This is a genomic window from Burkholderia sp. 28_3, assembly GCF_003253915.1.
In the GTDB taxonomy this organism is placed as follows: domain Bacteria; phylum Pseudomonadota; class Gammaproteobacteria; order Burkholderiales; family Burkholderiaceae; genus Burkholderia; species Burkholderia cenocepacia.
This window is the reverse complement of the sequence record NZ_QKZF01000003.1, coordinates 119,807-133,857: the sequence shown is the minus strand read 5'-3', so window position 1 is coordinate 133,857 and position 14,051 is coordinate 119,807. Positions and strand designations below refer to the sequence as shown.

Here is a 14,051-nt window from a genome sequence, read left to right as displayed (position 1 = left end):
ATGGCCGCCGCACTGCCCGCGCCGGCCATCGGGGAAGCGCAACCGCACTGCGTGTGCCGCAGCGAGCATCACGGGCACAAGGTGTGCCGCGGCGATGCGGTAAACAAAACGAGGCGCCGTAAAACGGCGCCTCGTTTCATCGCTTCACCTGCATGCGACCCTGCTCGCTAGCGCGCGGCCGGCAACAGCAGCCGGCACGACGCGAGCCGCGCCGGGATGACGGGCAGGCGGCAGGCGCTTCGCTGCATCGCTGCCTTCGGCCGCGCGGCCAGCATGCGCGACACCGCCATCGCCTTCGGCTGCGTCGCCCGCGCCCGCAACGCGTCGGCCCCCGGGCTCGCCGGCCGCAGCGCGCGCAGTGTCGCCGCATCGATGTGCACTTGCCAGAACTGCGGCCGGTAGTCGGGATCGCCGTCGCGATAACCCTGCCCCGTGATGGTCTGCCCGTCGGGGCTCACGCCGATCACGTTGACCAGGTTCAGCGTGCCGACCGACAGGCCGGCCGCTTCGAGCAACGCAACGAGGCTGCGCATGCCGCTTTGCGGCGTCCACACGAAGACGCGCGCGACACCGGTCTGCCGGTTGCTCGATTCGCCGATGACAACCCGCCCGTCCGTGCTGATCGACGACGCATGGCTATTGTCGTCGCCGTCGAGAAAACCGAGCCGCTGGATGTCGTCGCCGCCGTTCGTCCACAGCACGGCCTCCGAGTCGACCCGTTGCCCATCCGGCGTGACCACCAGGGTGCCGAGCGCGCCGGCGATCGTCCGTTCGTCCTCGGTCACGCCACGGGCCAGATCCATTCTGGCCACGCCCGCGTTGATCGTCGGCAACAGTCGTTCGCCGGCTCGTTCCGACCAAAGAAGCGCACGCGAGCCATACACGCCGTCGACATTGCCGGCGAACCCGACTGCCGCGTTCCCGGACGAGGTCATCGCGAGCAGGTGCACGAGATAGTCGCCGCCCGGCGGCAACTCGCGAAAACCCCTCGGCTGGTCCCACATGAACCGTGCATTCCGGCCGCCGGTCGTCGTCAGGCTGCCCGCCATCCTCGTGCCGGCGAGGTTCGCAACGTCAACCGATGCATCCCGGCCCGCCGTATCCGGAACGAGTTTCTGCGTGCGACCGTCGCCGGGCCATCGCACCGCCCATCGATCGAGGTTGCTGCTGTCCGTCTCGCGCGCACTGATCGACCCGCCGATCACCTGCCCATCGGCCGACACCGTCCGTGCCTGCGAGTCATAGGCATTCGCCGGCGCGGCCAGCCGCTGCCAGCCCGTCGCGGCCGACCACGAGAAGGCCATCGAGCCACCGGGCTGCGCTTCGCTCCAGTAGGAACCGATGATCGTCTTGCCGTCAGCGCTGACGGCATTGCCGTCGTACCGCACGTCGCGCGGCCCGCCCAGGTCGCCGATCACGGTCAGCGAATAACCGCCGGCCGATACCGTCTGCGCGTGAACCGCGCTCGTCGCCGACACGGCCAGCACGGCCGCGACGACATTGCGTCTCGGATGCATCCCCTTCTCCTCCGTCCGTACATCAATGAAAATCCGGTACAGGCAGCATGTTGCGCGGTGCACGCCGCTCATGCCGCACCACGCTCAATACAGGAAAATCCGGATCGTTGCGGCCGCGTCGAACGGCCCGATCTTCGGTGGTCCGAACGACTTGAGCACCGCATCGAGCATCACGGTCTGATTCGCAACGTTGGCCGCGAATTGCGTGAGCGTGAACTGCTTGTTGAAGTCGATCGGCTTGCCCTGGCTGTCCTCGAGACCGATTCCGAAGTTGCTGTCCTTCGCCGGCACCAGCAAACCGTTCTGCACGGCGCCCTTGGTCGCCTCGAAATAGCCGTCGACGCGAATCGGAATGCTGCATTTCTTCGACAGCGACAACGAGAACCGCCGACGCGGCACGGCAGGCAGGAAGCCGTTGCCGGTGGTCTGCACCTGACCGAAATTGACGATGCCGGGCTCGGGCGTCACCAGCACGTCGACGAGGCAGGGTGTCGGCTTCAGACGGGACAACCCGCTCAACCGGTACTGGAAACTCGATCGAGCCGCGTTGAGGCCGCCCTTGCCGTCGAACTGGAAGACCGCATAGATATCGTTCGGCGGCTGCATCCATTGGCCCTTCTTGCGCACCACCACCTGATAGGTGATGCTGAGCGGCACCTTCGGGCACAGCCCCCGGTCGAAGTTCCATTGCGAACACGTGCCGACGGTGGTGGTGGTTTCCACGCGCGCACCCGGTCCGCTGCCCAGGCCGAAATAGTCGCGGCCACCATAACGAATGCCGATCTCGAGCCCCCAGGCGGCGGGATCCTGCGATCTCGGGTTCGCGTAGAAGTAAACCTGTTCGGCAAAGTTCAGTGCGGCCCCGCCGTAGTCCTTGTAGCAGTATCCCGTCGTCGTGCGTGGCGGCGATACCCAGATCACGTATCCGTCCGGCGCATCCGTCGGATACGATGCGACGCCGCCGATCGGCTCGGTGAGCGAATCGGCGCCGCCGTCGGCCAGGCAGCGCAGCGCCCACGCCGGCTGCGCGACCGCGATCAGCATCGCGAGCACGGCCCAGCGCAGCCACGTCGCGAACGGCGACACGCGTTGTTTCGCGCCCCCGCTCATTTCTTCACGCTCTTGCACGCACCAGCCTCGCACGCATACTCGACCGCCACCTGGCCGCCGTAGTCGTCGATGTGCGTGACGAACAGCGTCGACGGCGTCGCGGCCTTGAACGGCACCTCGGCCGTGCTCATCGGGCTCACCATCGTCGGCTCGATCGGCACCGGCGTCTTCTGCGTGCCCGCGCTCACGTCGACCACCGTCACGTGGTAAGGCGTCGGGTTGTCGAACACCAGCTTGTGCGCGGCCGCATCGACCCGCAGCGTCATCGGCAGCGTCCAGTCCTCGTCGCGCGCGGGCTGCGCGGCCTTCGGCCGGTAGAACAGCTTCATCTGCGTATGCAGCGCGATCTGCAGCGTGTTCGGCGTGTCGGTCTTCGGCGGCACTTCGCGGATGTTCAGGTAGAACACCGTCTCGCGATCGGCCGGCAGTTGCGCACCGGGCAGCTTCGCGATCCGCAGCACGTTGCGCTCGTTCGCCTCGACCCGCTGCAGCGGCGGCACGACCATCAGCGGCGACGTGATCTTGTTGCCCTTCGCATCTTCGAGCCACGACTGCACGAGATACGGATACGTCGTGCTCTTGTTGGTGATCGTGACGATCGCGGCCTGCTCGCCTTCGTTGAAGATCACACGCGTGCGATCGGGCACGATCGCCGCCTGGGCGGCACCTGCCAGCATCGCGCCGACGGTCGCGAACACGCCCAGCGCGCGCCGCGGGAAAGAACGGGAAAAGGAATGCTTCATCGTGGATCCGTGAAATCATCGTTCGGCCCGCGCGGCCGCTGCATGCGACTCGCCGGGCGGCTGGCACGTCACCGGAATCGGCGTGCCTTCGAGTTGGAGCTGGTTCGGCAGTGCGGCGATCGTGCAGAGCGTGCGTTCGCCCGCCCGCACCGCCAGCGTGGATTTCGGCTGAACCTGGGTCAGGAACGCCGCGCCGGCTTCGCCGACGATGCCGAGTTCCTTGCCGTTCGCCGCGTCCTGCACCGACGCCCCGAACGGCAGCGGCTTGCCGGCCGCGTCGGTCAGCGTCAGGTACAGGTTGCTGCCGCGCGCGGCGGAGAACTTCACGAAGCCGATCGCGCCGTCGGTCAGCACCATGCGCTGGATCGGGTTCGTCACCTGCACTTCGAGCGGCAGCTTCTCGACGTTGACGGTCGCGTCGTACACGTTGTACGGCGAGATGCCGTCGAGCACCGCGTAGCCGCGCGAATCGGTATGCGTGAGCGTGCCGGACAGCGGCACGTCGGGCACGCCGTCGGTCGACACCAGCAGCCGCGTGTCGCCCGCATTGCCGTTGGCGTGCGCGGACACGCCGTACTGCGTCGCGACGAACGAGCCGTCGACTTCGAGCGACGCGGCCGCATACGCGTTGGCGAGCGTCGATGCCTGCGCGGTCAGCTGATACGCCGACGAGCGCTGGCGGTAGCTCGCGTTCGCCGACGCGCGTCCGTCGGTCGCGCCCGCGTTGATCTGGTAGGTGCGGCCATTCGGATCGTCGTAGATGTAGCCCGCGTTCACGCTCGTGCTGCCGCTGCCCGTCGTCAGGTTCGACGTGACGGTGTGACGCCCGCCGATCGGCAACGTCGCGGTGACCGAGACCTGGTTGCCGCTTGCGCCCGCGCTCTGCGTGCGGAAAGCCGACACGCTGACGTTCAGGTTGCGCAGCGTGCCGATCGAAAACGCGCGCGTCAGCGTGAGGCCGACGCGCTGCTCGTTCGCACGTTCCCAGTAGGTCGTCTGGTCGTAGGAAAAATAGGTCGACGTGTCGCCGAAACGCTTCGACAGCGTCGCCGAGTAGCGCTGCTTGCTGTTGGCGAGGCCGTATGCGGTCGGGTCGCCGGAGAACTGTGCGAAGTTCGTGTATTCGCGCTCGGAGAAGCGGTAGCCGAAGAAGCGCACGTCGGCATCGAGCCCGTCGAAGTGCTTCGAATAGTTGATGCGATACGAGTTGCCGTTGCGCGTCGCGCCGTTCCACCACAGCTTCGCCCGCGCATGCGTGACGTCGGCCGACACCGCGCCGAACGCGCCGAAATCGCGACCGACGCCGAGCGCGATCGACGTGTAGCCCGACGCGGCGATGAAACCGCCATACGCCGTGACGTCGAACGGCAGGCCGTACGCGATTTCGCCGAAGCCGAAGAACGGCGTGATGCCGGCGCCGCCGAACAGGCGCGGCTTGCCGACCGCGGCCTTGTAGCGCAACTGCCCGGCGCGCGCGAGGAACGGCACGGCGGCCGTCGTCACCTGGAAGCGCTGCACGCTGCCGTCTTCTTCCTCGACCGCCACGTCGAGCGTGCCCTGCACGCTCGTGTTGATGTTCTGCAGCGCGAACGCGCCCGGCGACACGCGCGTCACGTACAGCACGCGGCCGGCCTGCGACACCGTCACGGTCGCGTTGGTGCGCGCGACGCCCGAGATCAGCGGTGCATAGCCGCGCAGCGACGGCGGCAGCATGCGGTCGTCGCTGCGGATCGACGCGCCCGTCAGCGCGAACGTGTCGAAAATGTCGGAGGTCAGGTAGTCGTCGCCGAACGTCACCGTCGACTGGATCGATGGCAGCGCGCGAAACGCATACAGCCGGCTGAAGCGGAACGTCCGGTCCGCGTACGCCGTGTTACCCACGTTCGATTGCGCCTGATAGTCGCCGCGAAAGCGCCACGCATCCCAGTTCGCGCCCACCGTCCCGTAGGCCTGGATCGCATTCGTCTGTCCGCCGCCCGCACCGAAGTTGCGGTTCGTGTTCGCGATCACGCGGTAATCGAGCATCGCCCCCGGAATGCCTTCGGACCAGCGCGCCGGCGGCAGGTAGGTCGAATCGGTGAATTCGAGCGCGGTCTGCGGAATCGTGATCTTGAGCCGCCCGTCGCTTTTCAGGTAACGCACGGTCGCGCCCTCGATCGCGCCGAGGTCGACGCAACGCCCGCCCTGGAAGCGCGGCAGATCCTTCACGAGCGACGGCTTCAGCCCGAACTGCGCGACGAGCTCGGGCCGCAGGCACGGCTTGCCGGCGCCCGACGCGTCGACCGCGATGAATTCGATCGCTTGCAGCCCGTAGAACAGGTCGTTGACCTGCACGTCGAGCATGTACTCGCCGGGCAGCGTGAAGTCCGCCTGCGAGAACTGCGACAGGTCGACGTTGCTCGTTCCGTCGATGTCGAGGAACGACGAATTGAATTCCGTCGCCTGGCTCTGGCTGCCGACGACCAGCACGGAGACGCAAAGGAAGGAATGTCTGATTCGCACGCGGCGCTACCGAGAGTCCAGGGAGAAGGAAAACGGGAGGAAAGAGGAAGGAGGAAGGGATGCATGCATCCCTCCTCCGGTACGGACGCTTACTGGTAGCGGACCGTGAAGTTCGCGACGCCGTCGGCGGTACCCGGCGTCACGCCGGCTGCCGTCGCTTCGTACATCGCCGCGAAGCGTACGGTGTTCGTGCCGTTCTGCAGCAGCGTCGGCGCCTTCTGCTCGGCGCCGTTGTCGAGGTATTCGCCCGACGCGGCTTGCAGGCGGATGCCGACGTTGGTGGCCGAACCGATCGTGGCGAGCAGCTTCGGCTGGCCGGCGCTCGACGTGCCCGTGAACGTGAAGTACGCGTTCTGCGCGATGCTGGTGTCGCAGTCGGTCAGCTTGATGTCGAACGACACCGGGTCCGACTTGTCGCCGGCCTGCTTGAACTTGTTGGTCGGCACCTTGCCGAGCTGCACGGTCTGGTTGACCGAGTTCGAATCGATGCCGCATGCGCCCGCGACGATCTCGCCCGTGAAGTTGATCGTGCCGGTGCCCGCTGCGAAGGCCGAGGTGGACAGGGCCGCGAGTGCGACAGCGGTCAGGATGGATTTTTTCATGACGTTTCCCGTAAGGAGTGCAAATGGAATGGACGACGTGGCGGACACAAACGGCAGCGCATGGTGGCTCCCGTCCGACACGAGGCGGCATTATCGAGATAACCATGAAAGATTTCTGTAAATCATTGTCAAATGATTCTGACAATGTTCGATTCCGCACTCCAAAACAGCACTCTTTCTTTTGAATTTGCAATCCCAAAATTTTTATCCGCAGTCCTTTTTTATTTTCCGGAACCGATTGAAGATTAAAGGAATTTCTTGCCGATAATCGTCGCCACCCCCGCTCTCCCTTGCCGGCATTGGCTCGCGCGGAACCGCCACTCAAAAGACAAAACATTGTCCTGCGCCGCCATCGTTGCCCGATTGCAACGCGAATATCGACTCATTTTCAACTGACAGGAAATTAAAGACGGCATTTCATCAATACGGACTTATCGCGCAAACGATTGCGAAAAGCATACAAACGTTTTACCGCGACATTTTGCCGCCACCATTAATTCCAATGCATTGATTAATTCTTTCGTCAATTGCCGATCTTGAATCGCATGCATGTGCAGTCGCCGGAACGCGGCTGGCGTGCCGGATTGGACGGGATGAAAACGACGAAGCGCCGCGCATACGTTTGCGCCGGCAGATGACACGATCGACCCACGGATGCGGGACGCCGCGAAAGCAGCGCCGCCGCCCCGCCGAGCGATGAAAGAGCGGAGAGCGGGGGCGCCGAACAGCGAAAGGAAATGCCGACGATGATCGGCGGCATGGCGGGCACGGCACGCCCTGTTGAAATGGCGGCCGCACGTCGAATCGCGCGGCCGCCGTCGTGTTGCGTGGCACGCTGCCGTGCCACGCAACACATCGCCGACTACACGGAAGCCGCGGCCTCCGCCGTTGCCGGCGCCCAGCCGCCGCCGAGCGCACGGTACAGCGCGATCGCGTTCGCGAGCCTGAGCTGCCTGAGCCGGATCAGCTCCTGCCCCGACTCGTACGTGCTGCGCTGCGCGTCGAGCAGTTCGAGATACGTCGCGACGCCGCCCGCATAGCGACGCTCCGCGAGCTTCAGCCGCGCGCCGTCCGCCGCATACACGTGCTGCTGCGCGGCAAGCTGCCGGTCGATCCAGTCGCGCGCGGCGAACGCATCGGCCACTTCGCGAAACGCGGTCTGTACGGCCTTCTCGTATTCGGCGACCGCGATGTCCTTGCGCGCGTGCGCGACGTCGAGGTTCGCGCGATTGCGTCCGCCCGCGAAGATCGGCAGCGTGATGCGCGGCGCGAACGTCCACACGCTCGTGCCGGCCGCGAACAGGTTCGAGAACGCGTCGCTCACCGAGCCGTAGTCGGTCGTCAGCGCGATGCGCGGGAAGAACGCCGCACGCGCCGCGCCGATGTTCGCGTTCGCGGCCTTCAGCCGTGCCTCGGCCTGCCGGATGTCCGGCCGTCGTTCGAGCAATTGGCTCGGTGCGCCCGGCGCCACGGGCGCGATCGACAGCGTGTCGAGCGCGGTCGCGTCGTCGGGCACGTTGCGCGCGAAATCGCCCGCCAGCAATTGCAGCGCCCGTACGGCCTGCGCATGCTCGCGCTGCAGCGCGGCCTGCGACGCGCGCGCGGACGCCACCAGCATCTCGGCCGAGCGCAGCTCGATCGCGTCGCTCGTGCCCGCGGCATAGCGGCGTTGCGTGAGCGCGGCCATCCGCTCGCGGGCTTCGAGCGTACGCTGAGCGAGCGCCAGTTGCTCGTGCAACGATCGCTCGGAAACGTACGCGCCCGCCACTTCGGCGATCACGCCGATGCGGACCGTGCGCTGCGCGTCGGCCGTCGCGAAGTATTCGGCGAGCGCCGCGTCGGACAGGTTGCGCACGCGGCCGAACAGGTCGAGCTCGTACGCGCTGATGCCGACGCCCGCGCGATACAGCCCGCTGATCGCGCTTTCGCGCACGACCGGGTCGTACTGGCGCGCGCGTTCATAGCCGAGATTCGCATCGACCGACGGCATCCGGTCCGCGCGCTGCACGCCATACAGCGCGCGCGCTTCGTCGAGCCGGCCGGCCGCGATCCGCAGGTCGCGGTTGTTCGCGAGCGCCGCGTCGATCCACGCCTGCAGCGCCGGATCGGTGAAATACGCATGCCAGTCGTCGAGCAACGCGGCATCCTGCGCCGCGGGCGGTTCGGCCGCCGATGCCGTGCCGGCGTCGACCGGCGCATAGGTCGTCGGCACCGGCGCGGCCGGACGCTCGTAACGCGGCGCGAGCGAACAGCCGGCAAGCGCCAGCGCGGCGGCCAGCGCGACCTGAACCCGCAGCGCGCCGCGTGCATTCAGCGCAAACATCATGGTTGCGAACCCTCCATCGTCGTCGGCTGCGCGCCGCCGCGTCGGCGCGGGCCGACGTCGAACAGGCGGCCGACGATCACGAAAAACAGCGGGACGAGGAACACCGCGAGCACGGTCGCCGTGATCACGCCGCCGAGCACGCCGGTGCCGATCGCCATCTGCGCGCCGGACGCGGCGCCCGACGCGAACGCGAGCGGCAGCACGCCGACGCCGAACGCGAGCGACGTCATCACGATCGGCCGCAGCCGCAGGCGCGCGGCCTCGAGCGCGGCGTCGACGAGCGACATGCGCTGCGCGACCAGATCCTTCGCGACTTCGACGATCAGGATCGCGTTCTTCGCCGACAGCCCGATCGTCGCGATCAGCCCCACCTTGAAATAGATGTCGTTCGGCATCATCCGCAGCGTGACGCCGAGCACCGCGCCGATCACGCCGAGCGGGACGACCAGCATCACCGCGAACGGAATCGACCAGCTCTCGTAGAGCGCCGCGAGCGCGAGGAACACGACGAGCACCGACAGCGCGAACAGCATCGGCGCCTGCGCACCCGACAGCCGCTCCTCGAACGACTGCCCCGACCACGCATAGCCGATGCCGGCCGGCAGCTTCGCGGCGATCCGTTCGATCGCGCTCATCGCCTCGCCGCTGCTGTGGCCGGCCGCGGCCGAGCCGTTGATCGTGAACGACGGATAACCGTTGTAGCGCGTGAGCTGCGGCGGCCCGAGCGTCCAGTGCAGCGTCGTGAACGCCGCGAGCGGCACCATCTCGCCGCGCGCGTTGCGCACGCGCAGCTTCTTCACGTCGTCCGGATCGAGCCGGTGCAGCCCGTCGGCCTGCACCATCACGCGCCGCACCTGCGTGCCGTGCATGAAGTCGCCGATATAGTCGGAGCCGAACATCACCGCGAGCGTCGTGTTGATCTCGTCCATCGACACGCCGAGCGCGGACGCCTTCGCACGATCGATGTCGAGCTTCAGTTGCGGCGCGTCCTGCGTGCCCGCGAACATCAGGTCGGTGAGCGCGCGATCCTTGCCGCCCGCCGCGAGCAGTTGCTCGCGCGCGGCGCTGAACGTCGCGTAGTCGAGCCCGCCGCGGTTCTGCAGCCGGAAGTCGAAACCGCTCGACGAACCGAGATCGGGCAGCGCCGGCGAGTTCATCGCGAACACGGTCGTGTTCGGCGTGCCCGCGAAACGCTCGTTGATGCGCGCGACGATCGACTGCACGTGATCGCGCTCGGCCTTGCGCTCCTTCCAGTTCTTCAGCGTGACGAAGATCATCCCGCCGTTCGGCCCTTCGCCGTACAGGTTGAAGCCGCCGAGCGCATACGTGTAGGCGGTCGGCTCGTCGCGGCGGATGGCCGACTCGACTTCGCGCACGCTCTGCATCGTTTCCGCGAGCGGCGTGCCTTGCGGGCGAATCACCATCACCATGAAGTTGCCCTGGTCCTCGTCCGGCAGGAACGCGGTCGGCAGTTGCGTGAGCATCAGCGCGGCGGCCGCGGTCAGCGCGCCGTACACGACGAGCCAGCGCACCGGCTTCTTCAGCATCGTGCCGACCCGCGTCGCATAGCGCTGCGTCGCCCGCGCGACGAAACGGTTGAACCAGCCGAAGAAGCCGCCCTTCTCGTGATGGTCGCCGGACACCGGCTTGAGCAGCGTCGCGCACAGCGCGGGTGTCAGCGACAGCGCGAGGAAGGCCGAGAAGCCGATCGACACCGCGAGCGACAGCGCGAACTGCCGGTAGATGTTGCCCACCGCGCCGCCGAAGAACGCCATCGGCACGAACACCGACGTCAGCACCACGGTGATCCCGACGATCGCGCCGCTGATCTGTCGCATCGCCTTGACGGTCGCGTCGTACGGCCCGAGCCCTTCCTCGACCATCAGTCGCTCGACGTTCTCGACGACGACGATCGCGTCGTCGACGAGGATGCCGATCGCGAGCACCATGCCGAACATCGTCAGCACGTTGATCGAGAAGCCGGCCGCATACATCACGCCGAACGTGCCCGCGAGCGCGACCGGCACGACCAGCGTCGGAATCAGCGTCGCGCGCAGGTTCTGCATGAACAGGAACATCACGAGGAACACCAGCACGCCGGCCTCGATCAGCGTCGTGACGACCTTGTTCATCGATACGCGCACGAACGACGACGTCTCGTACGGGATCTGGTATTTCACGCCCGGCGGGAAGTACGCGGACAGCTCGTCCATCGTCGCGCGCACGCGCTTCTCGGTGGACACCGCGTTCGAGCCCGGCGCGAGCTTGATGCCCATTCCGGTCGCGACCTTGCCGTTCACGTACGACGGATAGTTGTAGTCGTTGCCGCCGAATTCGACGCGCGCGACGTCGCGCAGGAACAGCGCCGAGCCGTCGGGCCGCGCGCGCAGCGCGATCGCGCCGAAATCCGCCGGCGTCTTCAGCGGTGCGTCCGCGAACACGGTCGCCGCGATCGGCGCGCTGGCCGGCACCGCGCTGCGGCCGATATCGCCGATCGTCACGCGCGCGTTGTGCGCGCGCACGGCCGACGCGATGTCCGACGCGGTGAGGCCGTGCCCGGCCATCTTCACCGGGTCGGGCCAGATCCGCATCGCATATTCGGCGCCCCAGAACTGCACCTTGCCGACGCCCTCGACGCGGCGCAGCGCCTGCACGACGTTCGCCGACGCGTATTCGCCGAGCTGCACGTCGGTCATCCGGCCATCGTCGGACGTCAGCGACACGACGAGCTGGATGTTGTCGGCGGCCTTCTCGACCTGGATGCCGTCACGGCGCACGGGCTCGGGCAGGCGCGCATCGACGGTCTTCAGCCGGTTCTGCACTTCGACGGCCGCGAGATCGGCGTTCACGCCCTGCTTGAACGTCAGGTACAGCGACGCCGCGCCGGCGCTGCTCGTCGCGGACGTATACAGCAGCCCCGGCGCGCCGTTCATCTCGCGCTCGATCAGCGCGGTCACCGATTCCTCGACGACCTGCGCGGACGCGCCCGGGTACGTCGCATAGATGCTGACGACGGGCGGCGCGATGTCCGGATACTGCGCGACGGGCAGCGCGCGAATCGCGAACAGGCCGCCCAGCATGATGAAGATGGCGATCACCCACGCGAAGACGGGGCGATCGATGAAGAAACGTGCCATGTTGGTTTGAACCGGTCAGGTTTGACGGGCGGCCGCCTGCGAAGCGGCCGCGGGTGGCGCCGCCTTCGACGGCGGCGCTTTCTCGACGGGCTTGACGGCCGTATCGGGCGCGAACTGCGCGGCGTCGTCGACGATCACGCGCTCGCCGCCCGCGAGGCCGCGCGTGATGCGCCAGTCATGGCCGCTCATCTGGTCGGCCGTGACCTCGACGTCCTTGACCTTGCCGTTCGCGCCGACGACACGCACCGACGTGCGGTCGGCCGTGCGCAGCAGCGCGTCGCGCGGCACGAGGATCGCCCGCTGGTCGACCGCCGTGTCGAGCGCGATCCGCACATACGCACCCGGCAGCAGCTCGCGCTCCGGATTCGGGAACAGCGCGCGCATCGCGACGGTGTCCGTCGTCGGATCGACCGCAAGATCGCTGAACAGCAGCTTGCCCTTCAGCGGATACGCGGTGCCGTCGGCGCGCAGCAGCGTCACCGCGATGTCGTGCTGCGCGATGCCCGTCGCGCGCCCGCTCTTCACGGCGCGACGCAATGCGTCGACGTCGGCGGCCGGTTGCGAGAAGTTCACGTAGATCGGATCGAGCTGCTCGACGGTCGTGAGCGGGGTCGCCTGGTCCTGCCCGACGAGCGCGCCCTCGGTCACGAGCGCGCGCCGTGCGCGGCCCGCGATCGGCGCGGTGACGGTCGCGTAGTCGAGCTGCAGCTGCGCGCGCGCGAGTTCGGCTTTTGCCGATGCGACCTCGGCCTTCGCCTGCGTATCGGCCGCGACGGCCTCGGTGTGGTCGCGCTCGCTCACCGCGCGATCGCGCACGAGATCGTCGTAACGGCGGCGCTTGTCGGTCGCGGCGAGCGCGGCGGCCTGCGCCTTCGCGAGCGCGCCCTGCGCGGCGTCGCGTGCGGCCTTCAGCGGCGCGGGATCGATGCGGAACAGCACCGCGCCCTGCTTCACTTCCTGGCCTTCCTCGTAGGTACGGGCGGTGACGATGCCCGCGACCCGCGCGCGGACTTCCGCCTGCCGGTAGGCGTCGAGCCGGCCCGGCAGTTCGACGGTCATCGGCACGGCCGTCGGGCGCACCGTCACGACGGTGGCCTGCTTCGCGGTCTCCGGCGCGGCGTCCTTGTCGCCCTTTCCGCATCCGGCCACGGCCAGCAGGGCCGCGAGCGCGAACGGCGCCAGCCGCATGCGGCGCCACAGGGTGCGTTTGTTATTCATGTTCTGACCTCGGATCATTCGCCGCCGATACAATGCGGCGGCTCAGGGTGGCCGATTATAATCAGTCACGACTGATTAAATACATGCTGTTTCAATCTGACCGACACACTGTCTCAATAAAACGACAGCGAACTGTAAGGAATTTCACGACATGGCCCGCAAGACCCGGGAAGAATCGCTCGCCATCAAGCACCGGATCCTCGACGCCGCCGAGCTCGTGCTGCTCGAAAGAGGCGTCGCGCAGACCGCGATGGCGGACCTCGCCGAGGCCGCCGGGATGTCGCGGGGCGCCGTCTACGGCCACTACCGCAACAAGATGGAAGTGTGTCTGGCGATGTGCGACCGCGCGTTCGCGCGCACGTCGGAAGGCTTCGACGCGGGCGACGGCCTGCCGCCGTTCGCGACGCTGCGCCGCGCCGCGTCGCACTACCTGCAGGAATGCGGCGAGCCGGGGCCGATGCAGCGCGTGCTCGTGATTCTCTATACGAAGTGCGAGCAAAGCGAGGAGAACGGCGCGCTGCAGCGGCGCCGCATGCTGCTCGAGCTGCAGATGCTGCGGATCACGAAGGCGCTGCTGCGTCGCGCGATCGCCGCCGGCGAGCTCGCCGCCGATCTCGACGTGCATCTGGCCGCCGTTTATCTGGTGTCGCTGCTCGAAGGCGTGTTCGCGTCGATGATCTGGACCAACCGGCTGCGCGGCAACCTGTGGAACGACGCCGAGGCGATGCTCGACGCCGGCTTCGACGCCGTCCGGACCTCCGCCGCGCTGCGTGGGCGCGCGCAAAAATTGCCGGACTGACGAAAATCGTCGTAACAAATGCTGATTTAACCCGACTTACCGCACTGCGAAACGAATGAGCTGACCCTCTTTAAAATTTTTAACGTTTCACGGAACA

Annotated in this window: 10 protein-coding genes; 1 reads left to right on the top strand and 9 read right to left on the bottom strand. The window is 67.2% G+C overall.

Annotated elements, in window-relative coordinates; genetic code table 11:
* Positions 1–167: 167 nt before the first annotated feature.
* The 9 genes from DFS13_RS08650 to DFS13_RS08610 form a co-directional block, all read right to left on the bottom strand.
* Positions 168–1,517, bottom strand: a complete 1,350-nt coding sequence (locus DFS13_RS08650) for a calcium-binding protein (protein WP_111441633.1) — start codon at positions 1,515–1,517, stop codon at positions 168–170.
* 84 nt (positions 1,518–1,601) lie between these two features.
* The gene (locus DFS13_RS08645) at positions 1,602–2,627 is read right to left on the bottom strand and encodes a fimbrial protein (protein ID WP_006486070.1); all 1,026 of its coding nucleotides are present in this window, start codon (positions 2,625–2,627) and stop codon (positions 1,602–1,604) included.
* The gene (locus tag DFS13_RS08640; protein WP_006486088.1) at positions 2,624–3,370 is read right to left on the bottom strand and encodes a molecular chaperone; all 747 of its coding nucleotides are present in this window, start codon (positions 3,368–3,370) and stop codon (positions 2,624–2,626) included. Before DFS13_RS08640 ends, DFS13_RS08645 begins: the two co-directional genes overlap by 4 nt.
* 15 nt (positions 3,371–3,385) lie before the next feature.
* Positions 3,386–5,839, bottom strand: coding sequence for a fimbria/pilus outer membrane usher protein (locus DFS13_RS08635; RefSeq protein WP_111441632.1), 2,454 nt, complete (start codon positions 5,837–5,839; stop codon positions 3,386–3,388).
* A gap of 122 nt (positions 5,840–5,961) precedes the next feature.
* Complete coding sequence (locus DFS13_RS08630) at positions 5,962–6,474, bottom strand: fimbrial protein (protein WP_069352048.1); 513 nt, start codon at positions 6,472–6,474, stop codon at positions 5,962–5,964.
* A 523-nt stretch (positions 6,475–6,997) separates the two neighbouring features.
* Complete coding sequence (locus DFS13_RS40255; protein WP_154641320.1) at positions 6,998–7,234, bottom strand: hypothetical protein; 237 nt, start codon at positions 7,232–7,234, stop codon at positions 6,998–7,000.
* A gap of 102 nt (positions 7,235–7,336) precedes the next feature.
* Positions 7,337–8,797 carry an efflux transporter outer membrane subunit gene (locus DFS13_RS08620; RefSeq protein ID WP_111441713.1) on the bottom strand — a complete coding sequence of 487 codons (1,461 nt, stop codon included), beginning with the start codon at positions 8,795–8,797 and terminating at the stop codon, positions 7,337–7,339.
* Positions 8,797–11,937 (bottom strand): multidrug efflux RND transporter permease subunit, encoded by a 3,141-nt coding sequence (locus DFS13_RS08615; protein WP_006499092.1) that lies wholly within the window; start codon positions 11,935–11,937, stop codon positions 8,797–8,799. Before DFS13_RS08615 ends, DFS13_RS08620 begins: the two co-directional genes overlap by 1 nt.
* 15 nt (positions 11,938–11,952) lie before the next feature.
* On the bottom strand, positions 11,953–13,155 hold the full coding sequence (locus DFS13_RS08610) for a MexX/AxyX family multidrug efflux RND transporter periplasmic adaptor subunit (protein ID WP_111441630.1): 1,203 nt from the start codon (positions 13,153–13,155) through the stop codon (positions 11,953–11,955).
* Between the two features lie 151 nt (positions 13,156–13,306).
* Between DFS13_RS08610 and DFS13_RS08605 the strand changes: the two genes are divergently transcribed.
* A complete protein-coding gene (locus tag DFS13_RS08605) occupies positions 13,307–13,954 on the top strand; it encodes a TetR family transcriptional regulator (RefSeq protein ID WP_006499094.1) in 648 nt (215 codons plus the stop codon).
* Positions 13,955–14,051: the final 97 nt, after the last annotated feature.